Source organism: Streptomyces krungchingensis, from assembly GCF_054729265.1.
Map to the genome: position 1 here is coordinate 4,012,973 of NZ_JBPUKY010000001.1, position 24,893 is coordinate 4,037,865.

Sequence of the window (24,893 nt, forward strand, 5' to 3'; positions counted from 1 at the left end):
GGGCGCCTACGCCGTCGCGCGGCGCGGGCCCAGCACACGGCGGGCCAGCCTGCGCAGCCGCGGCAGACGCCGCTTGCGCGGCCTGAAGCCCTCGATGGCGGCCGCCTCGCGGCTCGTGGGGGCGTAGCAGCTGTCGGGGACACCCGCGGCCGGGTCGCGGAAGTGGGGATAGCCGAGGTAGGCCTTGCGGCCCCGGTCCTCGAGGACCGCCTCGGGTTCCTTCTTGGCCTTGATGAACTCGATCACGTCGACGAGGAGATCGCCTCGCCCCTGGGCGACGAGGTGGAGCCGCAGCCGCTCGTGGACCTTGAGGCGGCCCGCGACACCGGGGTGCCAGTGCGCGGCCAACAGCGGTTCGGCCAGGTCGAGTTTGTGGCGCCGGACCTTCTCGCTCTGCTTGAGGTAGCCGGGGCCGAACTGCGGGATCAGGGTCACGAGTAAGGGCCGGATCATCAGGGCGTCGCGGCGCGGCCCCGGGGGCACCAGGTCGGCGATGAGGCCCATCAGGGCGCGCGCCGAGTCGAAGCGCAGGGTGTAACCGCCGCTCTTGGTGGCGTGTTTGCCGTCGTCGCGGCCCACCAGGTAGTAGCAGTCGTAGTCGGCGATCACGGAGACTCCGTCGGCGCGGAGGTAGGCCTCCATCGTGAACAGTGCGTCCTCGCCGGTCTTCAGCGACTCGTCGAAGTGCATGCCGTGCCGGGTGAGCAGGTTGCGGCGGAAGAGCTTCTGCGCGCTGAGCGTGAACTTGATGTTCGAGGAGAAGACGTCGGTACGGGGCAGGTTCTTGCCCCACATCGACTTCGGGGCGTTCCTGTTGACCCCGACGACCTTGCCGAGGACCACGTCCGTGCCGTGTTCGTCGGCCATGGCGACCATGCGCTCCAGGGCCTCGGGGCCGAGGTGGTCGTCGGCGTCGAGGAAGAAGACGTACCGTCCGCGGGCCTTGCCGAGGCCGACGTTGCGCGGGCCGCTGGGGCCGCCCGAGTTCGGCTGGCCGATGACCGTGACGGCCATGGGCGCGCGTTCGGCGAACTTCTCCAGGTACTCCCCCGTGCCGTCCGTGGACCCGTCGTCGACGGCGATCACTTCGATCCGTGCGGGGTCGAGGGTCTGGTGTTCCACCGACTCCAGACACTTGACCAGGTACGGCATCGCTTCGTACGCCCCGATGACGACGGTCACATCAGGCTGCGTCACGTTTCCCCCTCGTTACGGGAAGTGTCGTGGAACATTTCCCTCTTATCACCTCAATCGCTACCTAGAAGACGACTGAAAGTACGTACCGGTTGCCCGGGAGCGCTCAGTTAGTGATCCAGCTCACAGGAGAGGAAGGCCGCCCGGCGTGAGGTGTTCCACGCGCCAGGCTGGCAGGAGGACGTAAGAGGAACGGGAAGAAGCGTAAGAAAAGGGCATGACCCCGAGGAGTGCTCCTCGGGGTCATGCCCTGGTGAAGACCGGTGGCGTCAGCCCGTGATCGCCGCGCCGTCCGTGTCGCCGGTCACCCGCTGGCCCGGCAGGACGTTCGCCAGACCATCGTCCGCGACCAGCTCGCTGTCGCTCGACAGGTCGGCGCCGACGGGCGCGCCGCCCTCCTGGCCGAGGTTGCGCGTCTCGGCCTTGCGCGCCAGGTCCCGCACCGCCGCGTTGAACTGGTCTATCGACGCCGGCTCGTCGGGGCCGAGCAGGTACCGCTTCAGCTCCCGGCGGTCGGCGTCCTGCGCGTCGGCGGCCGGGTCGGCGACCGCGGTCAGCAAGTCGCCCAGTTCGGCGGCGGAGTTGGACAGGATGACGGCGGCGCGCACCGCGGTGTTCTGCCGCTTGAACTCCTCGACGCCGAGCTCGGCGGAGTCGGTGACCGCGTACGGCTTCCCGCTCGCGATGAAGTCGGAGACGACGCTGGAGATGTCGGAGACCATCGCGTCGGACACGTTGAAGCAGTCGTACAGACGCGGCTCGGCGCCCGTGATGACCCGGTGCTCGAAGCTGCCGAAGGAACGCCAGTACGCCTCGTTCCACTCGCCGCGCAGCCGGGCGACCTCCTCGTGCCGCTCGACGTCGACGACGCCGTCACGGGTGGCCTCGGCCTCGTCGCCCTTGTCGGCGGCGGCGCCGGACAGCTCGGCCAGCCGGGCCTCGATGCGGGACAGGTCGGCCTTGGCCTGCGTCTGGACGGCGGCATCGGCCGTGAAGCGCGAGTCGGCGGCACGCTCGGTGCCGGCCTTCTCGACCAGGGCGGTGATGCGCCGGTGGGCGGCACCCGCCTCGGCGCTGACCGTGCCGGTGAAGGGGTGCGGCTTGTACAGGACGCGGACCGGCGGGTCGGCCTTCACCAGCTTGTTCACGATGTTCTCGCCGGCGAGGACGATCGAGGTGTTGCCGGGGTTGCCGTCCCAGCCCTCCCAGGTGGGGGCGTACAGCACGGTGGGGATACGGCCCTCGGGCACGCCCTGCCACGACTGGATCGGGGCCAGCTGCGGGCGGCCCACCTCGACGATGTCGTCGTCACGGACGCCGACGTCGGCGATGGCGTAGCGGTCGCGGCCCGCGCGGCCCGCGGTCCACACCTCGTCGTACGCCTTGCTGAACGGGTTGACGCTGGCGAGCTTGTCGCTGTCGCCGTGGCCGATGAAGACGTGCTTCATGGTCGGCACGCGCAGCATGTGGATGTTCTTGCCGACGTTCGCCGCGTAGAGCGCGACCCGCACCGTGGACAGGTCCATGTTCATCAGGTGCACACCGCCGGGCACGCAGACGACCGGCACGGTGGTCGGCGCCATGCGGTCCAGGATGGCCCGCTCACGAAGGATGATCAGCGGACGGGTGTCCAGCTGCTCCATCGTCTCCAGCCACATGTTGACCTGGTACGCCGAGTCCTTGGAGCCCGAGAAGTAGAGCACCGTCTCCGGGCGGTACTCGCGCAGCCAGTCGTCGACCGCGGCGAGGACCTTCTCGGCGTTCGGCGGGGTCTTCCGGCCACGGACGTACGGCACCAGCCCGGCGACGTACCCGAAGCCGAGCGCCATGGTGAGACCGATGCCCACGAACCCGTAGACGTTGTTGTCGGTCGCCGCGGTCACCAGGACGCCGACGACGGCCGCCAGGTCGAGGTGGAGCATCTTCTCGGCCGACCGGGACAGCAGCCGGCGCGGGGGCGCGTCCGGGATGCGGATGCGCGAGGCCAGGTCGACATTGCGGGTGGCGACGGGCATCTTGCGGCGCAGCCGGATCAACGTGATCAGCGCGCCGTGCGGGGCCTGGAAGCCGTAGAAGGCCAGGAAGCAGGCGATCGCCGCGTAGAAGACCAGGCTGTCGGACAGCTCCAACCGCGCCAGCAACAGCACCAGGAGCAGCTGGCGGATCAGGAATCTGATGGACAGACCGGCCCGCACCTTGCTGAGGCGGTTGATCAGATAGCTGCCGCGCCGGTGCAGATAGTGGTCCGCCAGATACGTCACGGCGGCCGCGGCCGCGAAGGCTGCGACGCTCGGCAGGAGCGCGGCCAGCATCAGGCAGGGGAAGCCCAGCATCATGAGGGCCGCCGCGGCCAGCTCGGCCGCGCTGCCCACCCGGGCAACGCGAATAGCGGTGGAAATCACGAAGAAACCTGCTCTTGAGAGAGTGCCGGTTTGGTACGAAATTGGAGCTTCACTCCAGAAGGCCGGAAAAATGCAGGAAACGGCATTACGCGGCGATCCGGAATCTTACGGATTCAGGCCTCTGCGAATGCGCGGCAAACACGCAGCCACAGAGGCCTGAATTCCATAAAAAGCTATGCGGTAATTATGCCACGCCGTCCTGGCGGTCCAGAACGCTGGCCAGCGCCGCCTCGAATCCGGAGGCCTTGCCCGCGCCCGCGGTCGGGTCCTGCTGGCGGACGTCGATGACGTGCCCGGTGAGCTCGGAGAGCAGGACGTCGAGCGAGGTGTGCGCCACCGCCTCGGAGGACAGCAGCGAGCCCGCGGGCTCCTGGCCGAACGCCTTGGTGCGCATGGGGGTCGCGGTGCGCTCGGGGTTGATGCAGTTGACGCGGATGCCGTCGCCGGCCCACTCGTCGGACAGCGCCTGGGTGAGGTTCACCATGGCGGCCTTGGTCGAGGAGTAGAGGCTGTACTCGGCGCGGCCGCGGGTGTAGCTGCTGGAGGTGTAGAGCAGCAACTGGCCCTTGGTCTCGGCGAGGTACTTGTAGGAGGAGCGCGCGATCTGCACCGGGGCCAGGTAGTTGACCTTCAGCGCTTCCTCGATCGTGGCGTTGTCCGTCTCGGCGAGCTTGCCGATGCGCAGCACGCCCGCGGTGTTGATGACGTAGTCGATGCGCCCGGTCTCCGCGTACGCCGTGGACAGCGCGTCGTCGACCTCCTCGGGGTTCTCGACATGCGTGCCGGTGGTCGAGCGGCCGAGCGCGTACGTCTTCGCGCCGTAGCCCTCGGCGAGTTCGGCGATGTCCTTGCCGATGCCGTACGAACCGCCGAAGACCACCACGGTCTTGCCCGTGAGCAGTTCGCGGTAGGCGGCCTCGTCGGCCTGCTCGGGCGCTGCGGTGGAGGCCAGCTGGAAGAGCTTGTCGGCGATGAAGACGTCGACGGGCTGCGTGACCTTCATGTTGTACTCGTCACCCGCGACGACGTGGATCGGCACGTCCGGCAGGTACTTGAGCACCACGGAGCAGTCGTCGGTGGCCTGGAAGTTGGGGTCACCGGCCGCGACCTCGTAGGCGCGGCGGATGGTGGACAGCTTGAACGCCTGGGGCGTCTGGCCGCGGCGCAGCCGGGAGCGGTCCGGGATCTCGGTGATGAACTCGCCGTCCTCGCCGTGGGTGCGGGTCACGATGATCGTGTCCGCGGACGGGATGGCGACGTCGACGGCCTGGTAGCGCTCCAGAGCCGTGACGCAGTCGTCTATGACGCGCTCGGACAGCAACGGGCGCACGGCGTCGTGGAACAGCACGTTGCGGTCCTCGCCCTCGGCGAGGCCCTCACCGAGGGCGCTGATGGCGCGCTCGGTGGTCTCGTTCCGCGTCGAACCGCCCTCGATCACCTTGGTGACCTTCTCCAGCCCGGCCTTGGCGACGATCTTCTCGACGTCCGGCACGTAACCCGGGGCCATCAGCACGATGATGTCGTCGATGGAGTCGGCCTTCTCGAAGGTCGTCAGCGTGTGCTCGATGACGGCCTTGCCGGCGATCTTCAGCAGCTGCTTCGGAATCGACAGACCCACGCGCTGACCGGTGCCACCAGCCAGGATCACTGCGGTGGTACGGGGCTTGGCAAAGTGCTCAGACACAGGTGACCTACCTTGGGGCGACAGGGAACCCGGGAATGGTCCCACTTACGGTTACTGCCATGCAAGGTGAGCGCCCTCTACTGCATATGTGCGCGCAACCGGTTATTCACCTTGTGCGCAGGAGACTTCCGAGAAACGAGACCGGATTGTCCTGTTTTGCTGTGAGTAACTGCACACGATTTCCGTGCGTCCTTCACGTCACGGACCGCACTCCGGTCCCGGGCGCCGCACCCCTTTCGACTTCAGGTGTCACGGCTCGTATTCACCGCGACCACCGTCCGTCTCCGGTACCACGGTTCCGGCCCGCGATACTTGTGGCACCGCGATTCTCGGCCATCGCGGCACCCGACCTCACGCTCGCTTGAGACGCTTGAGTACCCGGTGGCCGAGAACCCTCACCAGTTCCTTCGAAGAAGTCTGATGCACCGTGCGCGCCGGTGCGGCCGACGCCGAGGCGGCGGCCACGGCAAGGGCTCCGTACAGCGCCCGGGCCGCCACCTCCGGGTCCATACGGGGGGCCACCGGCGCCGTGCGCGCGGTCTCGGGCGCCGGTACGGCGGACAGCAGCGCGGGGTCCCCCAGGACCCGTACGTCCAGCGCCGCGATCCGTCCGGCCATCTCCGCGCCGATGTCCGCGGCCGCCCGCACGGCCCATTCCGGAGTGCTGATCCGGGCGTCGTCCGACGCCGGCCGGCAGGTGTTCTTCATATGCATCACGGCGCCGTTGCGCACGAGCCTGGAATAGATCTCGTCGGGCAGTCCATTGCCGCGGAATTCCGTGTTGAGCATCCGCAGCATTTCGGTCTCGGCGAGTGTGAGGGAGCGGTTGGCCGTGTCCGGCACCTCCACCAGAAGTCCGTCCGTCAGACCGAGGAGGGATTCGAAGGTGCGCATCAGTCCGTCACGGTCCCGGTCGTCGACCACGACGACGGTGACATTCCCGGCTCCGGCGACCCGCGCCCAGCGCTCGACGAGCCGGTCGTGCCGGTGGCGGCGCCAGAAGCTCGGGTTGGGCTTCTCGTAGGGGGCCCTGCGCAGCATGTGGTCGAGCCAGTCCTCGTAGCCCATGCGCAGCCCGTTCTGCACGTACTGCTGCCACTGCGACGGCATGATCCTGGCCAGCGGACGCAGGGTCACCAGGACGTGCACCCGGTCAGCGCCCAGGTCACCGACGATCCGCGCGACGGTCTCGTCGTCGGGGGCGTCCGCGAAGAACTCGCTGCTGACGACCGAGGTGCGCCTCCCGGTGGCGTGCACCGCGTCCACGAGCCGCTGCCAGTGGCCCTCGGTGGGCCGGGCGTCGCCCATCATGCCGGGCCGGGCGCACACCGCGAGGGCCGCCTCCATGGGGTGCCTGCTGTGCGCGGGGAAGTCGACGCCGTGCCGGGCCATCGCCTCCCCGGCGGCGAACAGGGCGCCCTGGATGGATGTGGTCCCGGTCTTGTGCGGGCCTATGTGCAGCAGCCGGGTGCCGGTGGGCAGCGGGGCGGGCGCGGCGCTCCCGGCGGCCGTCGAGAGGTGGGTCGAACAGTCGGTCTCCATGGTGAGAGGACGTTAAGGAGCCTTCCTGAAGGCAGGCTGAGAATGCCCTGGGACTCGGGTGAGTCCCAGGGCACCGCGGTCCGCGGAGCGGTCACACGAGCCGTACGCCCGGCTTCCCGTCCTCGACGCGCAGCCGGGCCAGCGTGCTGGAGGCCGCCTCCGGGCTGAGCACCGTCTCGGGGACGCGCACCTGGGCGTCGATGCCGTCGCGGCGGATGTCGAAGAGGTGGTAGCCGCGGTGGGCGTCGATGAACTTCCAGTGCGGGTTGTCCGCCATGCGCGGGTCCCACTCCTTGTGGAATGCCGCCTGGTCCTGGTCGCCGCCGCTGGAGATGGAGGTCCCGACGAACTCGGCGCCCACGACGCCGGAGTCCGGGTCGGCGAAGTCCTCCTTGAGGTCGCTGACCATCGTCAAGTGCCGGTCGCCGGTGAGCACCACGGGGTTGCGGACGCTCGCGAACTCCCCCATGAGGGCGTTGCGTTCGGCCTGGTAGCCGTCCCACGCGTCGTAGTACCAGAGTTTGCCCTCGCCGACCTGGAGGTCGGTCTCGGCCATCATGATCTGCGAGGCGATCAGGTTCCAGCGGGTCGGCGAGTGGTGCAGGCCGTCGAGCAGCCACTCCTTCTGCTCGGCCCCGAGCATGGTGAGCGAGGGGTCCTCGGCACCGGCCTGGCTGGTCGCCTGATTGCTCCGGAACTGCCGGGTGTCCAGGACGTTGAGGCGGGCGAGACGCCCGAAGTCGAGCCGCCGGTACATCTGGATGTGCGGCCCGTCCGGGATCGCGGCGGCCCGGACCGGCATGTGCTCGTAGTACGCCTGGTAGGCGGCGGTCAGCCGGGCGACGAACGCGTCGGGCGACTGCTTGTCGGGGTCCTGCGGGATCTGGCCGGCGTAGTCGTTGTCGACCTCGTGGTCGTCGAAGGTGACGACCCAGGGGGCGCCCGCGTGCATCGCCGCGAGGTGCGGATCGCTGCGGTACTGGGCGTAGCGATTGCGGTACTGGACGAGGGTGTACGGCTCGTCGCTGCCCTCGTGCTTGCGCACCGCCGTCGCCGACGGCTTGGACTCGTAGATGTAGTCGCCGACGAAGAGCACGACGTCGGGGTCCTGGGCGAGCATGTCGGCGTACGGCGTGAAGTAGCCGTTCTGCCAGTTCTGGCAGGAGGCGAGGGCGACGCGCAGGGAGCCGCCCCTGCTGTGCGGGTGGGGCGCGGTGCGGGTCCGTCCGACGGGCGAGAGCCGTCCGGAGGCGCGGAACCGGTACCAGTACGCACGGTCCGGGCGCAGTCCGCGGACATCGACGTGAACGCTGTGCCCGTACTCGGGCCTGGCCTGGGCGACGCCCCGGCGCACGCTCTTCCTGAACCGGTCGTCCTCGGCGATCTCCCACTCCACCGGCACGACGGTGTCGGGCATGCCGCCGCCGTTCAGCGGGTCGGGAGCGAGCCGCGTCCACAGCACGATGCCGTCGGGCAGCGGGTCACCGGAGGCCACGCCGAGGCTGAACACGCCTTCGGGAAGGGGGGTTTCGGCCGCCCGCGCGGTGGTCGGCAGCCACAGCTGTGCGGACGCCGCGGCACCGAGCACGGCGGCACCGGCGGTCAGAAAGCGGCGGCGGTCGGGCGACACTTCTCCGGTCATCGACGAACTCCCTTGCCTCGCTGGGCTCTTGTGACACTCGGAAGCTCCCACGGGAGGACGGTCCGCCCGCTGAACGGAGACCTTCGCGTGCATGACAAATGGGCAGACAACGGAAGACCCGTTGCGGCACAGGAACAGCACGAAGAACGTGATCTTGCCACAACGGGTCGGACGGAACGTCAGCGGACATTCCCCATGGGGGTGTTCAGGTGGCCGGAAGCGCACGGACGGGGCGGGTCACCCCCGTGTCACGGGACCGGCCCGCGGGTCGCGAGGCCGGTCCCGGTGGTCGCGAGGCCGGTCCCGGTGGTTCAGTCGTTCAGGAACTGGCCGAAACGGGAACCCGTCGCGGGCAGCCCGAGCGTGGTGCCGCCGAAGGACGACGCGCCGCTCGCGGTGATGCCGCTCGCCGTGGCGGAGAGGATCCAGACGGAGCCGTTGCCGGCGTTCTCGTCCGCGTCCCCGACGATCAGGCCGTCCTTCTTGTCGCCGTTGGCGTCGAGCAGGGCGGTCTCGGCGCCGAAGCGGTCCTGCTTCTCCGCGGTCCCGGGCACTCCTGCGGTGTCCTGCGTGAACACCTTCGCCCCGGTGCCGGTGAGCCCCTTGGCGCCGCCGCGCAGGACGAGCGCGCTGCCCGCGTCGGTGAGGCTGCCGAGGTCCTCGTTCGGGAGGCCGGTCGCCACGTCGAGGTAGCCGTCGCCGTCGGTGTCGCCGATCGACAGTCCGGTGCCCATGCCGTCGCCGTGCTCGCCCGCGCCGGGCACGCCCGCGGTGTCCTGGTTGATCCACACCGGCTTGCGGGTGGTGGACAGGCCGCCCGGGCCGCCGTAGACGACGCCCAGCGCACCGCCCTGGGTGGGGAGTTCGACGTCGCTGTCGTAGTTGTCGAAGGAGTGGCCGACGACGATGTCGCCGTATCCGTCCTTGTTCAGGTCACCGATCGCCAGGTCCTCGCCGCCGATGAGGCGTCCCGTGGCGTCCTTGAGCAGGCCCTTACTGGTGAAGCCGTCCGCGCCGCCGGTCAGCAGGGCGACGCCGCGTGAATCGGATTCCTCGGTCGAATGGGTGCTCACGGCGATGTCGGCGATGCCGTCGCCGTTCACGTCGCCGGACGTGACGATGTCGGCGATCTCGAACTCACCGGGGGTGATGTCGAAGTACGTGGTCCTGGTGCCCAGCCGGTCCCGGGTGAACGGGCCGTGCCGCACGGCGCCGTCCGCGGTGACCGACTCGGCGCCGTGCTGCCCCTGCGGGTCGGTCGACGTGGCGTCGACGCCCAGCCGCACGAGATCGGGGTGCTTGTCGCCGTCGACGTCCGCCACGGTGAAGCCCCGCATGTGCATCGCGTCCGGCATGCCGGTCAGCATCGTCGGCTCGGCCGAAAGACCCTTGGGACCGCCCCAGTTGACGACCACGACCTTCCCGGAATACCCGTCGAAGTGCTTCATCGCCACGGACGACAGCAGATCGGCGTAACCGTCCTCGTCGAGATCGGCGCTCTGGAGCTGCGTCCCGTAACTGGTCAGCGTGTTGACCGAGTTCCAGCGGGCCGGCCAGGTCAGGATCTGCTTGCGCGACGTCGACAGGCCGCCTGCCGCCCCGTACACCACGCTGATCGCGCCGGCCTTGGCGTGCCCGTCGGCTGTCGTGCCGGGCGCGCCGATCGCCAGGTCCGGATAGCCGTCGCCGTTGTAGTCGTCGTGCAGGCGCTTGACGCTGGGGGTCGCCGAAGTCGCCGGTGTGGTAGCCGCGTTGACGGTGGGCACCACGAGGGCGCCGGCCACGACCGCGACGCCCGCGCCGAGGACGACGCGTCTGCGACGGGAGAGGAAGGAACGGCGGTGCGTGTGCGGGGACATGAGCGTTCCTGACGTAGAGGGGGTCGGTGGTGGCCGGAGTCGTCGCGGCGTCGCCCGTCAGCTCCGGCACGTCCCGGGGATGGAGGGGAAGTCCGGGCCTCAGCGGGCGAACTCGCCCCGGAGGAGGGCGAATGACTGGTCCGAGCCGAGCGTGCCGGAGCCGCCGAAAGAGACGGGCTGCGCGGCGGCGGCCCCGGAGACGGTGGAGCGGAGCGCCCACGCCGGACGGGCGTCCCCGCCCTCGCGGCGCGCGCCGACGGCGTGGCTCGCGCGGCCGTCGCCGCTCGCCTCCCCGGGCGCGAGGCTCTCCCCCGCCTCGGCACGACGGCCCCGCCCGTCCGTCGGCGTGGTGGGCGGGGCGAGGCCCTCGGGCCGCTCACCCTTGGCGGGCGTGGTCCCGGCGACGCCGGTGGCGGGCCCGGCGTGGACGGCGCGCGGGAGGGTGCCGCTCGCGGCCGTCGCGACGACGGCCGCTCGACGCGTTCCCGGTCTCGGCAGGACGGGCTCGGACATGTGGACTCCGGGCGACTGGACGGCAGTTGGACGCACGGGGGTCCACAGCCTCAAGATCCCCATGCGTGCCCAGTACGACTCCCCGCCGTCCCGCACGGTTGCCCTGTCGTGCGCCACGACTTTCCACAGCGTTCATCCGGGAGCCCGCGACGGCACCACCGCGTACCGAGCGCTCATGACAGCGCCCGGGGCACCGTCATGGTGCCCCGGGCGCATGCCGTGGTGGTGCTGCAACGAGCCCTAGAACGGCTCGAAGTCGTCGTACTCCTGCTGCGACTCGTCCCGCTCCGCCTGCTTGTCGCGGCGGCGCTGGGCCGCGGGACGCGGGGCGTCGAAGCGGTGGTCCTCACCGCGGCGGCCGAGCATCTCCGCACCGGCCATGACGGTCGGCTCCCAGTCGAAGACGACCGCGTTCTCCTCGGGACCGATGGCGACGCCGTCGCCCGAGCGGGCGCCCGCCTTCATCAACTCCTCCTCGACACCGAGGCGGTTGAGGCGGTCGGCGAGGTAGCCGACGGCCTCGTCGTTGTTGAAGTCGGTCTGGCGGACCCAGCGTTCGGGCTTCTCGCCGCGGACGCGGAAGAGGCCGTCCTCCTCCTGGGTCACGGTGAAGCCGGCGTCGTCGACCGCCTTCGGGCGGATGACGATGCGGGTCGCCTCCTCGCGCGGCTTGGCCGCCCGGGCCCGTCCGACCAGGTCGGCGAGGGCGAAGGAGAGCTCCTTGAGTCCCATGTGCGCGACGGCGGACACCTCGAAGACGCGGTAGCCGCGGGCCTCCAGGTCGGGGCGCACCATGTCGGCCAGGTCCTTGCCGTCGGGCACGTCGATCTTGTTGAGGACGACGATGCGCGGACGGTTGCCGAGACCGCCGTACTGCTTGAGCTCCTCCTCGATGACGTCGAGGTCGGAGACCGGGTCGCGGTCGGATTCGAGGGTGGCGGTGTCCAGGACGTGCACCAGCACGCTGCACCGCTCCACGTGACGCAGGAATTCCAGGCCGAGGCCCTTGCCCTGGCTCGCGCCCGGGATCAGACCGGGGACGTCCGCGATCGTGTACACCGTCTCGCCCGCCGTGACCACGCCGAGGTTGGGGACGAGGGTCGTGAACGGGTAGTCGGCGATCTTCGGCTTGGCGGCCGACAGGACCGAGATGAGCGACGACTTGCCGGCGCTCGGGTAGCCGACCAGGGCCACGTCGGCGACGGTCTTCAGCTCCAGCACGATGTCCTGGAGGTCGCCGGGCTCGCCGAGCAGCGCGAAGCCGGGCGCCTTGCGGCGGGCCGAGGCCAGCGCCGCGTTGCCGAGGCCGCCCCGGCCGCCCTGCGCGGCGACGTAGGCCGTGCCGTGCCCGACCAGGTCGGCGAGCACGTTGCCCGCCTTGTCGAGGACGACCGTGCCGTCCGGCACGGGCAGGACCAGGTCCTGGCCGTCCTTGCCGGAGCGGTTGCCGCCCTCGCCGGGCTTGCCGTTGGTGGCGTTGCGGTGCGGCTTGTGGTGGTAGTCGAGCAGCGTGGTCACGGACTGGTCGACGACCAGGGTCACGTCGCCGCCCCGCCCGCCGTTGCCCCCGTCGGGGCCGCCGAGCGGCTTGAACTTCTCCCGGTGTACGGAGGCACAGCCGTGGCCTCCGTTACCCGCGGCGACATGCAGCTCGACGCGGTCCACGAAGGTGGTCATGGTGGTGCCTCCAGCACTTCGGTTACGTACGGAATGTCTCTTCGTCAACACGCGAAAGGCGGACCCGCTTCCCCTGCGGGAAGTGAGGTCCGCCTCGCGAAGAACTCTGTTCTACGGAGCCTGAGCCCTGGTGGGGCTGGTTCAGGCGACCGGAACGATGTTCACGACCTTGCGGCCACGGTGGGTGCCGAACTCGACCGCACCGGCGTCCAGCGCGAACAGCGTGTCGTCCTTGCCACGGCCGACACCGGTGCCGGGGTGGAAGTGGGTGCCACGCTGGCGGACCAGGATCTCACCGGCGTTCACGGTCTGACCGCCGAAGCGCTTCACACCGAGCCGCTGAGCGTTGGAGTCGCGACCGTTCCGAGTGGACGATGCGCCCTTCTTGTGTGCCATGTCTCAGTCCCTACCCTTACTTCGCAGCCGCGGGGATCTCAGTGACCTTGATCGCCGTGTACTGCTGGCGGTGGCCCTGACGACGGCGGTAGCCGGTCTTGTTCTTGTAGCGAAGGATGTCGATCTTCGCGCCCTTGTGGTGGTCCACGACCTCGGCCTGGACCTTGATGCCGGCCAGCACCCACGGGTCACTGGTCACAGCGTCGCCGTCGACAACGAGCAGGGTCGAGAGCTCGACCGTGTCGCCAACCTTGGCAGTGGAAATCTTGTCAACCTCAACGATGTCGCCGACAGCAACCTTGTGCTGGCGACCACCGCTGCGCACGATGGCGTACACGCGGATCTCTCTCTCGCTCGGAACGGAACCCCGCAGTCCAGCCGCGCGCGGAGCGAGCGGCCTCTCCCGGAGCGCATGACGCGCGTGATTCCGGGAGGAAGAGGTTTACGGGGATGCGGCGCGTCTGTGACACGCCGACGGTCAAGGTTACGGGGCCACGGCCGAAAGGGTCAAACCAGGCCGGGCCCCGCGGGTGTGCCGCCCGTCACTCGGCGTCCCGGCCCGGCGGATGTGCCGGTCCGGGACGCCGGACGGGGACTCAGCCCTCGTCGGTGGAGGCGGTGACGGCGGACAGGGTCTGCTCCGCCGCCGCCGTCTTCTTCGACGCGGCCTTGGTGGCGGCCTTCTTGGCGGTCGCCTTCTTGGCCGTGGCCTTCTTGGCGGCCGTCTTCTTGGCCACCGTCTTCTTGGTGGCGGCCTTCTTCGCCGTCGCCTTCTTGGCCGTCTTGCGCGCCGCCGCCTTCTTCGCGGCGGCCGGAGCCTCGGCCTCGTCGGCCTCGGTCTCGGCGACCACTGCCTCGGCGGCGGCCGTCTCCTCCGCGGGGGCCGCGGCCGACGGGACGACCATGACGGCCGCCTCCTGGGACGCGGTGGGCGCGGTGGCCTTGCGGACGGCGCGGCGACGCGGACGCGCCGGGGCGGCGCTCTCCGCGGGCGCCTCGGCGGCGGTCTCCGCCACGGGCTCGGGCTGCGGCTCGGCAGCCGTCTCCGGCTCGGCCACGGGCGCCGCGACCGGCTCCGTGACCGTCACCACGGCCTCCTCGGAGGCCTTCGGCGAACCGGCCGGGGCCGACACCTTGCGGGTGGCACGACGCCGCGTACGGCCCTTGGGCGCGGCCTCGTCCTGGACGGACTCCACGACGGCGGCTTCGGCGACCACCGGAGCCTCGACGACCGCAGGGACCTCGGCGGCCTCGGCGACGAGTTCCTGCGGCGCCTCGACGACCGGGTCCTCGACGGCGACCGGCTCGGACTCGGCGGCCTCACGCGACCTGGCGGCCCGCTCGGCACGCTCCGCGCGCTTCGAGGGACGCCCCTCCGCCCGCGGCGCACCCGCCGGAGCGGACGCCCGCCGGGTGGCCCGGCGGCGCGAACGGCCCCGGCCCGCGGCGGCCTCGGCCTCGGCGGCGCTGCTGTACAGCTCCTCGTCCGGGGCGAACTCGGGTGCGGGCAGCGCGGCGGGCGCGGCGGCCTCGGCGGCCACCTCGGCCTCGGTCTCCGCCTCGACGGTCTCGGCCGCCTCGGTGGTCTCCGCCGCCACGGCCTCGTGCTCGTGCTCGTGGGGCTGCTCGGCACCGCCGCGGCCGCGCTTCTTGCGCTTGCCGCCGCCACCGGCGGAGGCCGGCTGCTCCATGTGCACGATGACACCGCGGCCGTTGCAGTGGACGCAGGTCTCGGAGAAGGACTCCAGCAGACCCTGGCCGACACGCTTGCGCGTCATCTGCACCAGACCCAGCGAGGTGACCTCGGCCACCTGGTGCTTGGTGCGGTCGCGGCCCAGGCACTCCAGCAGGCGCCGCAGCACCAGGTCGCGGTTGGACTCCAGGACCATGTCGATGAAGTCGATGACGACGATGCCGCCCAGGTCGCGCAGCCGCAGCTGGCGCACGATCTCCTCGGCCGCCTCCAGGTTGTTCCTGGTCACGGTCTCTTCGAGGTTGCCGCCCTGACCGGTGAACTTGCCGGTGTTGACGTCGACCACGACCATCGCCTCGGTCTTGTCGATCACCAGCGAACCGCCGCTCGGCAGCCAGACCTTGCGGTCCAGCGCCTTCATCAGCTGCTCGTCGATCCGGTACGTGGCGAAGACGTCGACCTCGGAGGTCCACTTCGACAGCCGGTCGCTCAGGTCGGGCGCCACGTGCGAGACGTAGCCGTGGATGGTCTCCCACGCCTCGTCGCCGCTGACGATGACCTTCGAGAAGTCCTCGTTGAAGATGTCGCGGACGACGCGGACGGTCATGTCCGGCTCGCCGTAGAGCAGCGTCGGGGCGTTGCCGCTCTTCGCCTTCTTCTGGATGTCCTCCCACTGCGCCTGGAGCCGTTCGACGTCACGGCGCAGCTCGTCCTCGCTCGCTCCCTCGGCGGCGGTGCGCACGATGACGCCCGCGTCCTCGGGGACGATCTTCTTGAGGATGGTCTTCAGCCGGGCGCGCTCGGTGTCGGGCAGCTTGCGGCTGATACCGGTCATCGAGCCCTCGGGCACGTAGACCAGGTAGCGGCCGGGCAGCGAGACCTGGCTGGTGAGGCGGGCGCCCTTGTGGCCGATCGGGTCCTTCGTGACCTGCACGAGGACGGACTGGCCGGACTTCAGCGCGGTCTCGATGCGGCGCGGCCCGTTGGCCAGGCCGAGCGCCTCGAAGTTCACCTCGCCCGCGTACAGGACGGCGTTGCGGCCCTTGCCGATGTCGATGAAGGCGGCCTCCATCGACGGCAGGACGTTCTGCACCTTGCCGAGGTAGACGTTGCCGACGTACGAGGTCGACTGCTCCTTGTTGACGTAGTGCTCGACGAGCACGTTGTCCTCGAGGACGCCGATCTGGGTGCGCTCGCCGCTCTGACGGACGACCATCACGCGCTCGACGGCCTCGCGGCGGGCCAGGAACTCGGCCTCGGTGATGATCGGGACGCGGCGGCGGCCCTGCTCGCGGCCCTCGCGGCGGCGCTGCTTCTTCGCCTCCAGGCGGGTCGAGCCCTTGATGGACTGCACCTCGTCGACCGGGTGCTCGTCCTTCTTGCGGGGCTCGCGGACCTTGACGACGGTGCGCTCGGGGTCGTTCTCGCCGGGCTCGGCCTCGCCGCCGGAGTCACCGGCGCGACGACGGCGACGACGACGGCGACGGCTGCTGCTGGAGCCGGAACCGGCCGCCTCCTCGCGCTCGTCCGCCTCCTCGGCGTCCTCCTCGACCTGCTCGGCGGTGTCCTCGGCGTCCTGCGCGGCCTGCTCGGCGGCGAACTCGTCGTCCGCGGACTCGCCGTCCGCCTCGGCGGACTCGCCACGACGACGGCGGCGGCCACCACGACGACGGCGGCGACGGGAGCCTGCGGACTCCTCCTCGCCCTCGTCACCCTCGACGGCGTCCTCGGCGGACTCGGCGCCCTCCTCGGGCTCCTCCTCGGCCTCGTCGACGGCGGCCGACACGGTCACCGGCTCGTCCTCGACGGCCCGGCGACGGCGGCGCCGGCGTCCGCCGGTGCTCTCCTCGGCGGCTTCGGCGACCTCGGTCCCGGCAACCTCCTCGGCAACCTCCTCGGCGGCTTCCTCGGCCGCCTCCGCGGCCTCGGCGGCAGCCGCGGCCGCGGCCCGCTCCGGGGTCTGGAACATCGGCTCGGTGAACACGGGCGCCTGGAACACGGCGACGGCCGGACGTGCCGGGCGCCGACCGGTCTCGTCGGTCTCCTTGTCCTTCGCCGCGGGCGCGGAGAAGCCACCGGCGGCCTTGCGGGTGGCGCGGCGGCGGGTGCGGCGCGGTCCGCCGTCCTCGGCGGGCGCGGCCTCGCCGTCGGTCACCTCGGCGGCCGCGGCCGGCACGGTCTCGGCGGGCGCGGTCTCGGCGGGCGCGGTCTCGGCGACGGGCTCGGGCGTCTCGGCGCGCTCCTCGACGGCCTCGCCCTCGGGCGTGGCGGCGGGCGCGGAGACCCGGCGGGTGGCGCGCCGGCGCGTGGTGCGGCGGGGCGCGGCCTCCTCGGTCTCGGCGACGGGCTCGGCCGGGGCGGTCACCTGCGCCGCGGCGGGCTCCACGGCCTCGGGCGTCTCCTCGGCCTCGGGCTTCTCCTCGGCCTCGGGCATCTCCTCGGCCTCGTCGATCACGACGGCCTCGGTCTCCTTGGGCGCACCGGTGGGTGCGGAGGCGCGGCGGGTCGCACGACGGCGCGTACGCCCGGCGGGCGCGGCTTCCTCCGCCGTGGGAGCCGGGGCCTCGGCCACCGGCTCGGGCTCAGCGGTCACCGCTTCGGCGGCGGTCACCACGGTCTCGGCGGCCTCGGCCGTCTCCACCGACGCGGGCGCACCGGCGGGCGCGGAGGCCCGGCGGGTGGCGCGGCGACGCGTGCGGCGCGGAGCCGCGTCCTCGGCGGAAGGGGTCTCGGGCTCGGCCGCCTCGGCGGCGGCCGGGGTCTCCTCGGCGACGGCCTGCTCGGTCTCGACGGCCTCGGCGGTCTCTTCCTCCGCGAGTTCGTCGGCCGAGGCGACGGCCGGTATGGCCGGAGCGGTGGTCTCGGCCGCGGCCTCGGAGGCGGCGGCCGGCGGGCCCGCGGGGCGCGACGCCGCGCGGCGGCGGCGCCGCGGCGGCAGGGTGTCGCTGGGGGTGTCGTTGTTCTCGGAGCCCGTGGAGGGCTCAGCGGGTTCGGTCGGCTCAAGCATGCGGGTGGATCTCCCGTCAGGCTCCCGGGCGCCGCGCCTGGTCCGGCGATGCCGGTGACGTCCGCGGCTCGCGCGATGCGCGGTGCCGCCGTCCGGGGCGCGGGCGCCGCACGGGAGCTCTCTGTGTCCTGTCTCGCCGGTTCCGTACGCCATGTGTGCGTACGGCCTGGCGAAAGTCTTCTGGTCGGTGCGCTGCCCGACCCAGGTGGCTCCCGGATTCGAGGGCGGCGCTACGACGTCCGTCCTTACGCGGGACCTTCCTTACGCCGGCGCCTTCGCGGCGGCAGATGAGGCGGCCCCGGAGCGATCGGCTGGGGCGGCCGTGACTGCCTCGCGGTCGGGCGCGAGCGGGTCGGTCACCGTGCCGGTCTCTTCATCGAACAGCCCCTGCGCCAGCCTGGTCACCGCTGCGGGGACCGGCGGCGCCAGGTCGGCCACGGCGCGGAGACCGGACAGGACGTCGTCGGGTCGAACGGCAGGCGTCACGTGCCGAACAACCAGCCGCAGTATCGCACAGGGCTGGTCGGTCGGCCTATCAGCCTGGGGGGTGTGCGTCTCCAGGCTCGCGACGGCGGCGCGGGCGTCGAAGGTCCGCATGCCGTTCTTCGTCCTGCGCTGGACCTCGACGGTCCCGGCCGCGCGGAAGGCGCCGACGGCGCGCTCGGCCTCCTGAGGAACCACGCCGTCGAGGCGCAGCTCCCACACGGAGGCGGTGAGCCGGTCGGCGAGGCCCGAGGTGCGGGCCTCGACGGCGTCGATGATGTCGAGCCCGTCGGGCATCGACTCGTCGAGGAGTACGCGCAGGGTTTCCGGGTCGCGCGCCTCGGTGAGCGCGATCTCCAGATACTCCGCTTCACTGCCGGTGCCGGTGGGTGCGGCATTGGCGTACGACACCTTCGGATGCGGCGTGAACCCGGCCGAGTACGCCATGGGCACCTCGGCTCGGCGCAGCGCACGCTCGAAGGCGCGCTGGAAGTCACGGTGGCTGGTGAACCGGAGGCGGCCGCGCTTGGTGTAGCGCAGTCGGATGCGCTGCACCGCGGGTGCGGGCGGCGGGCCTTCGGGCTGTCGCTTGCCCAGTGTCGTTCAGTCCTTCGTGAGAGCGGTCGTACTGCTACCTAGAGTACGTGTCTCACCGGCCGTCGGTTCCCGGCGGGCCACGGGCTGCGGCTCGTGGGGCGGGCCGAAGAGCATCCGCCGGAAGTCGGCGCGGGCCTGCCGGGCGGCGTCCCGGGCGGCGTTCAGGGCCTGCCGGGTGGTCCGTCCGACGCTGCGTGCGGCCTCGGCCGCGGGCCGCAGCACCAGGTCCCGCACGGCGTGCCCGACGGGCGTCAGCAGGGTCCGGTACGCCCAGCGCACCGGCTCCACGAAGGTCCACCGCAGGACTTTCGCGAGGAACCGGCCGACGGCGAGCGAGATGTGTCCGGCGACGCGCCAGGCGTGACCGAGGGCCTCGCCGATCTCCCTGCCGATGACGGCGAGCACCCGTCCGACCGGCACGAGCACCCATCGCCACAGCGCGAGCGCGGGCAGCACCAGGAGGACACGGCCCGTCCAGTAGAACGCGGCACCGACGCCGATGAAGATCATCCGTACGAGCCACACGAGACCGCCCGCCAGCCAGGCGATCCCCTTGCCGACGGGGGTGAGGACCCACGCGTACAGCCACAGGGCCGGGACCACGACGAGGTACCGGACCAGCCAGGCGCCGGCGGTGTACAGCCCGAGGCCCACGGCGGCGAGGATCAGACCGACACCCCTGACCAGCCAGGCGATCGCCCGCCCGACCGGGGTCAGCAACCGCGCGTACACCCAGCCGAGCGCCGCCGCGATGCCGCCGAGGATCCAGGCGACGATCGCGCCCACGCCGCGGGCCACCCAGGCGACGGCCGCGCCCACGCCCCGGGCCACCCAGGCGATCGCGTGCCCGATCGGTGTCAGCACGGTGCGGTACAGCCACACCGCGGGCACCACGAGCAGCACGTGGCCGAGCCAGGCCAGCGCCCTGCCGAACGGCACGAGGGCGTATCGCCACAGCGTCACCCACGGCCAGACGAACACGGCCCACGCGGCCCGGGCGAGCGCCCGCCCCAGCGGGCGCAGCACGGTGTCCCGCAGAAACCTTCCGGCGACGACGAGCGCGTCCCACACCATCCGCACCGGTACGACCAGGACGAGCACCACGATCCGTACGGGAATGCGGATGGCGACGGCGAGGCACCCCTCGGGCTGCGGCCCTCGGTCCTGTGCAGGGGGCCGCTCAGCAGGCGTCTTTTCCCATTCCATACCCGCGTAGACGCGTCAGGTGCCCGGATGGATGCGGTCCCCGGCAATCCGGTGCCGCGACGTCCCGCGCGGATCACCGCTCCGCTCCCGGGGAGCACACAGGCAAGGGACATGAGGAGGCGTCAACTGCCCTGCCGGGCCCGTGTGGCGGGCCCGGCGCACGTCCGGTGGGCACCGGGAGCGACTGGCCCTCGCCCTCGACATGACCGCCATGTCGCCCCCTCCGGGCGGCGGTTGACACAGACCCGGCATCGCAAAGGGGGCGAAACGGGAACCCGCGGGCCAGTTGTGTGGATCGCCGGAAGTTCCAGGCACACTTTGCGTGTCGCAGTCCCGCCATCAAGAGGATGATCCATTCATGATTACGCTCACGAAGGAAGACGGCCCTGCGGACCTGGACGGAGTCACCCATCTGTCCATCGGGGTGTCCTGGGACCCCACCGCCGGCGCCAGCGGCGGGGTGGTCGGCATACTCCGTCGCAAGACCGGCACCGACCTCGACCTGATAGCCGTCGCCATGCAGGGGTCCGACCCCGTGCGTCTGGCCGGCCTCGACTCGCTGGACCCCATGGGCAACGGCTCACTGGTGCACAGCGGCGACAACCAGACCGGGCGCGGGGAGGGCGACGACGAGACGGTGACCGTCGAGTTCTCGCGCATCCCGCCCCAGATCACGTCGATCGTGTTCGTCGCGGCGGCGTTCAAGAAGGGCAGTTCCTTCCAGAAGGCCCGCAACATCAGCTTCAAGGTGTACGACGCGTCCGGCGGCAGCACCCAGCAGGTCGCCGACATCTGGCCGAGCCTGCTCACGCAGGACAACGGCTGCGCCGTCGCCAAGGCCGTGCGGGCCGGCGCGAGCTGGAAGCTGGAAGTGATCAATGTGACGGGCAAGATCAAGCAGGGCGACGAGCACGCCCTGATGCGCTTCGCCATCAGCAAGTAGGACGCGGTCCCCTCGGCCCGGCTCCCACGACGACACGTGAACCGGGCCCGGGGGCCGATCCCGGACCTCTCCCCTCGGCCCGTACCCGGCACCCTGCGCCCCCGGCACCCGCTGCACTCCGTGGTCGGCACGCCCCGCCCCACGGCCGGCGTCACGCACGTCACACGACCGCCGTCACGCCCGTCCCGCGCTAGTTCCCCCGACGACGCGCCGCGCGATGAGCTTGCCGAGCTCCCACAGGGCCAGCAGCACGAGCGGCGGCACCAGCGTCCACGCGAACTGCTCCAGGTCGAGCTCGGTCGTCCCCAGCAGCCGCCGGAAGGCGTCCATCTGTGTGACCAGCACGGCGAGGACGAACTCCACGAGCATCGCCCGGTTCATCTGCTTGCTGTCGAAGCTGGCCGTGGTCAGGACCGTCTCCGTCTCGCTGCGGCACTCCAGCGCGGCCACGATCAGACAGAGCGCGAAGGTCGTGAACGCCATCGACTGGCCGACGGCGACGCTGTCGAAGTGCGACTCGCCGAGCTTGATCAGGGCGAGCAGTCCGATGGTGATCGCCAGTCCGGAGAGGCCGACCGTGATCATCACGCTCCGGGTCAGCACGGGCTCGCCCCGCGGACGCGGCCGTCGCGCCATCAGTCCGGGACTCTGCTGGTCGAAGCCGAGCGCGAAGCCGAAGGCGGCGTTGACGAAGAAGTGGATCCACAGCACCTGCGCCGGGGTGAAGGGCTCACCGGCGGCGATGTTGAACAGGGTCGCGCCGAGGAACGTCAGCACGAACACGACGAGCAGGACCAGCACGAAGCGGATGTACTTCGTGAGGTTGTCGTAGATCTTGCGGCCCTGCTCGACGGCGAACACGATCGTGGCGAAGTTGTCGTCGGCCAGCACCATGCGCCCGGCGTTCTTGGCGACCTCGGTGCCGGATCCCATGGAGATCCCCACGTCGGCCGCCTTGATGGCCGGCGCGTCGTTCACCCCGTCGCCGGTCATGGCCACCACATGGCCCTTCTTCTTCAGCGTGTCGGCGAGCAGCACCTTGTGCTCGGGGGCCACCCGGCCGACCACGCCGATGTCCTCGATCCGGGCGAGCCGCTCGCTCTCGTCCAGGGCGGCGAAGTCCGCGCCGAGCACGGCCTCCCCCTCGATCCCCAGTTGCCGGGCGATGGCGGCGCCCGTGACGACGTCGTCGCCCGTCACCATCCGGACCCGGATGTGCGCGGCCTGCGCGTCGGCCACCGCCGCCCGCGCCTCGTCCCGCGGCGGGTCGACCATGCCGACCAGACTCGTCATCTGGAGGTCCGTGACGTGACCGAGCAGATCGCCGGCGGGGTCGAACGCGGCGGGATCGAGGTCGCGCCGCGCGGCGGCCATCACCCGCAGCCCCTCGCCCCCCATGCGTTCGATGTGCGTCTGTGCCTTGCGCTGCGCCTCTTCGTCCCACGGCACGGCCGCGCCCTGCGCCAGGGCGGTGGCCGACCGTTCCATCACCGCGGGCGCCGCTCCCTTCACGAAGCACCGCACGACCGGGCGGCCGTCGGTGTCCGTGGCCGAGTTGAAGGTCGCCATCAGCTTGTACGACGGGTCGAACGGCAGCGTGGCCAGCCGGGGCAGCCGCTTCCGGGTGGCCTCCACGTCCACCCCCGCCTTGTGACCGAGGACCAGCAGCGCGCCCTCGGTGGGGTCGCCGACCACCTGGCCGTCGACGAGGCGGGCGTCGTTGGCGACGAGGTACGGCAGGATCGCGTCCCCGAGGTCGGGTGAGCTGCCGACGGCGTGATGGATCCTGCCCTCCAGGCCGTACCCGGTGCCCGAGACGGTGTAGCGGTCGCCCGGATCGATCAGCTCCACGACGGTCATCTGGTTCATCGTGAGCGTGCCGGTCTTGTCGGAGTTGATGGCCGAGGTGAAGCCCAGCGACTCCACCGACGGCAGGTCCTTGACGATGGCCTCGCGCCGCGCGAGGTCGACCGCACCGATCGACAGGATGGTCTGGGTGACCGTGGGCAGGGCCTCCGGGATGGCGGCGATCGCCAGCGACACGGCGCTCACGAACAGCACGTCCCAGGCGGTGCCGCGGCTGCGGCCCAGGACGAACATCACGATCATGGTGAGTCCGGCGGCGCCCGTGATCCACAGGGTGAGGCGGTCCAGCTCGCGGGTGAGCGGCGAGGCCTCGCGGTGCGTCGCCGACAGCATTCCGGAGATCCGGCCGAGCTCGGTGTCGGCTCCCGTGGCCGTGACGATCATCGTTCCGCTGCCGTGCGTGACCGGGGTGTTCATGAACGCCATGTTCGTCCGGTCGCCGGGTCCCAGGTCCTTCCCGGCCAGCCGCCCGGTGTCCTTGGCGGCGGGCACGCTCTCCCCCGTCAGCGCCGACTCGTCGATCTGCAGCGCGTTGGCCGCGACGATCCGGCCGTCGGCGGGCACCTCGTCCCCCGCGGTGACGAGCACCACGTCGCCGACGACGACCTCCTCCGCCGGGATCTCGGACTCCGTTCCGTCCCTGCGCACCCGGGCGGTCGCCTTCATCATCGACTTGAGCGCGTTCATGGCGCTCTCCGCCTTGCCCTCCTGGCGCATCCCGACGACCGCGTTGAGCACCGTCAGGACGAGCAGCAGCACCCCTGTGCTCCACTCCTTGATCACCAGGGACACCACGGCGGCGGCCACCAGCACCAGTTGCATGTAGCTGCGGTACTGCGCGAGGTAGCGGCGCCAGCCCGGGAGCGGCTTCTCCTCCGGCAGGGCGTTCGGACCGCTTGCCCGGAGGACCTCCGCCGCCCGCGCCGAGGGGAGCCCCACGGCCGGGTCGACGTCGAAGGCGGCGGCGACCTCCTCCGGCGCACTCGTGTACCAGGTCCGGCCGTCGCCCGTCGGCTCGTGCGGAGCTTCTGTCTGCGCGGTCATCCCCGTGCCTCCGATCCGGCCCGCTCGGCCCGAGTGCTGTCCGCCCCTTCGGTGCTCCCGCCCCCTCAGCCCTTGCCGCCCCCGCGCTTCCGCTTGCCGCCGCCCTTGGCCCTGCCGGCCCGCTTCGCGGCCTCGGCGGCGTACGGATCGCGGGGCTCGCCCTGTGGGGCCTGCCGTTCCAGCTCACGTTTCACCTCGGCCAGCTCCCGGCGTGTCCGGGCGCTGACGTGCGGGTACTGGGGGTCGATGTCGATCAGGGTGTGTGCCAGTACGGCCGCGGCGCAGACGCGTGCGAACCACTTGTGGTCGGCGGGCACGACGTACCAGGGCGCCCATTCCGTACTCGTGGCGGACAGCATCTGCGAGAACGCCCGCTGGTAGTCGTCCCACCGGGCGCGCTCCCGGACGTCCGCCGAGGAGAACTTCCAGTTCCGCTCGGGCACGTCGATGCGTTTGAGGAAGCGGAGGCGCTGCTGCTCCTTCGACAGGTTCAGGAACACCTTCACGACCTTGAAGCCGTTGTCGCACAGGTAGCGTTCCCAGTCGTTGATCTCGCGGTAGCGCCGCTCCCACACGTCAGGACCGCGCGCCGCCTCCGGCAGCTTCTGCCGGTCGAGGTTCTCGGGGTGCACCCGCACCACCAGGACCTCTTCGTAGTGGGACCGGTTGAAGATGCCGATCTCGCCGCGCCGGGGCAGTTCGCGGGTGTAGCGCCAGAGGAAGTCGTGGTCCAGTTCCTCGGCCGAGGGCACTTTGAACCCGGCCACCCGCACGCCCTGGGGGTTGATGCCGCTCATCACATGGCGGATCGTTCCGTCCTTGCCGCCGGCGTCCAGCGCCTGGAGGCACATGAGCACTCCGTACGTGTCCTGGGCGGCCAGCCGCCGCTGGTAGTCGGCGAGCAACTCGACGCCTTCGCGGAGCAGTTCGACGCCGTCCTTCTTCTTCCGGATGCCCGCCTTGTACCCGGGGTCGAAGTCCCTCGCCAGATGCACCTTCGTACCGGGCTCGACCCTCAGTGGCCTGATGAACTCCGCAATGCGTTCGGCTCTGTCCTCGGCCATCACCGCACGCCCTCTCGTCGCCCGGCCCGCGGCGCCCTCGGGCGCCCGCTCGTCGTGCACCAGCAGCTTCCGCCCGGCCCG

General features: G+C 71.2%; 16 protein-coding genes. 1 reads left to right on the forward strand and 15 read right to left on the reverse strand.

Annotated elements, in window-relative coordinates:
- Positions 1 to 6: 6 nt before the first annotated feature.
- The 13 genes from ACSYGO_RS17815 to ACSYGO_RS17875 all read right to left on the reverse strand — a co-directional run bounded on the left by ACSYGO_RS17815 (position 7) and on the right by ACSYGO_RS17875 (position 19,895).
- Positions 7 to 1,152 (reverse strand): glycosyltransferase family 2 protein, encoded by a 1,146-nt coding sequence (locus ACSYGO_RS17815; protein ID WP_460389729.1) that lies wholly within the window; start codon positions 1,150 to 1,152, stop codon positions 7 to 9.
- A 311-nt stretch (positions 1,153 to 1,463) separates the two neighbouring features.
- Positions 1,464 to 3,596 (reverse strand): hypothetical protein, encoded by a 2,133-nt coding sequence (locus tag ACSYGO_RS17820; RefSeq protein WP_460387036.1) that lies wholly within the window; start codon positions 3,594 to 3,596, stop codon positions 1,464 to 1,466.
- 184 nt (positions 3,597 to 3,780) lie between these two features.
- Positions 3,781 to 5,280, reverse strand: coding sequence for a D-ribitol-5-phosphate cytidylyltransferase (locus ACSYGO_RS17825; RefSeq protein ID WP_426682311.1), 1,500 nt, complete (start codon positions 5,278 to 5,280; stop codon positions 3,781 to 3,783).
- 351 nt (positions 5,281 to 5,631) lie between these two features.
- Positions 5,632 to 6,822 (reverse strand): hypothetical protein, encoded by a 1,191-nt coding sequence (locus ACSYGO_RS17830; protein ID WP_460387037.1) that lies wholly within the window; start codon positions 6,820 to 6,822, stop codon positions 5,632 to 5,634.
- Positions 6,823 to 6,913: 91 nt separating this feature from the next.
- A complete protein-coding gene (locus tag ACSYGO_RS17835) occupies positions 6,914 to 8,464 on the reverse strand; it encodes an alkaline phosphatase D family protein (RefSeq protein WP_426682313.1) in 1,551 nt (516 codons plus the stop codon).
- Positions 8,465 to 8,775: 311 nt separating this feature from the next.
- The gene (locus ACSYGO_RS17840) at positions 8,776 to 10,323 is read right to left on the reverse strand and encodes an FG-GAP-like repeat-containing protein (protein WP_426682314.1); all 1,548 of its coding nucleotides are present in this window, start codon (positions 10,321 to 10,323) and stop codon (positions 8,776 to 8,778) included.
- Positions 10,324 to 10,422: 99 nt separating this feature from the next.
- Positions 10,423 to 10,836 (reverse strand): hypothetical protein, encoded by a 414-nt coding sequence (locus tag ACSYGO_RS17845; RefSeq protein WP_426682315.1) that lies wholly within the window; start codon positions 10,834 to 10,836, stop codon positions 10,423 to 10,425.
- Positions 10,837 to 11,076: 240 nt separating this feature from the next.
- A complete protein-coding gene (obgE, locus tag ACSYGO_RS17850; RefSeq protein ID WP_426682316.1) occupies positions 11,077 to 12,513 on the reverse strand; it encodes a GTPase ObgE in 1,437 nt (478 codons plus the stop codon).
- Positions 12,514 to 12,654: 141 nt separating this feature from the next.
- Positions 12,655 to 12,909, reverse strand: a complete 255-nt coding sequence (gene rpmA / locus ACSYGO_RS17855) for a 50S ribosomal protein L27 (protein ID WP_030362615.1) — start codon at positions 12,907 to 12,909, stop codon at positions 12,655 to 12,657.
- A gap of 16 nt (positions 12,910 to 12,925) precedes the next feature.
- Positions 12,926 to 13,246: a 50S ribosomal protein L21 gene (gene rplU / locus ACSYGO_RS17860; protein ID WP_028802589.1), complete on the reverse strand. Its 321-nt coding sequence runs from the start codon at positions 13,244 to 13,246 to the stop codon at positions 12,926 to 12,928.
- A 259-nt stretch (positions 13,247 to 13,505) separates the two neighbouring features.
- Entirely contained in the window at positions 13,506 to 17,609 is a 4,104-nt protein-coding gene (locus ACSYGO_RS17865) for an Rne/Rng family ribonuclease (RefSeq protein WP_460387038.1), read from the reverse strand.
- 261 nt (positions 17,610 to 17,870) lie between these two features.
- Entirely contained in the window at positions 17,871 to 18,647 is a 777-nt protein-coding gene (locus ACSYGO_RS17870) for a TIGR03936 family radical SAM-associated protein (protein ID WP_460387039.1), read from the reverse strand.
- A 48-nt stretch (positions 18,648 to 18,695) separates the two neighbouring features.
- Complete coding sequence (locus ACSYGO_RS17875) at positions 18,696 to 19,895, reverse strand: hypothetical protein (protein ID WP_460387040.1); 1,200 nt, start codon at positions 19,893 to 19,895, stop codon at positions 18,696 to 18,698.
- A 358-nt stretch (positions 19,896 to 20,253) separates the two neighbouring features.
- Here ACSYGO_RS17875 and ACSYGO_RS17880 point away from each other — a divergent pair, with 358 nt between their 5' ends.
- Positions 20,254 to 20,838, forward strand: coding sequence for a TerD family protein (locus ACSYGO_RS17880; RefSeq protein ID WP_426682320.1), 585 nt, complete (start codon positions 20,254 to 20,256; stop codon positions 20,836 to 20,838).
- A 174-nt stretch (positions 20,839 to 21,012) separates the two neighbouring features.
- On the opposite strand, the gene ACSYGO_RS17885 is transcribed toward ACSYGO_RS17880, so the two are convergent.
- Together ACSYGO_RS17885 and ACSYGO_RS17890 are read right to left on the reverse strand one after the other, a co-directional pair.
- A complete protein-coding gene (locus ACSYGO_RS17885; protein WP_460387041.1) occupies positions 21,013 to 23,748 on the reverse strand; it encodes a cation-translocating P-type ATPase in 2,736 nt (911 codons plus the stop codon).
- 65 nt (positions 23,749 to 23,813) lie between these two features.
- Positions 23,814 to 24,812 carry a polyphosphate kinase 2 family protein gene (locus tag ACSYGO_RS17890; protein WP_460387042.1) on the reverse strand — a complete coding sequence of 333 codons (999 nt, stop codon included), beginning with the start codon at positions 24,810 to 24,812 and terminating at the stop codon, positions 23,814 to 23,816.
- Positions 24,813 to 24,893 lie beyond the last annotated feature (81 nt).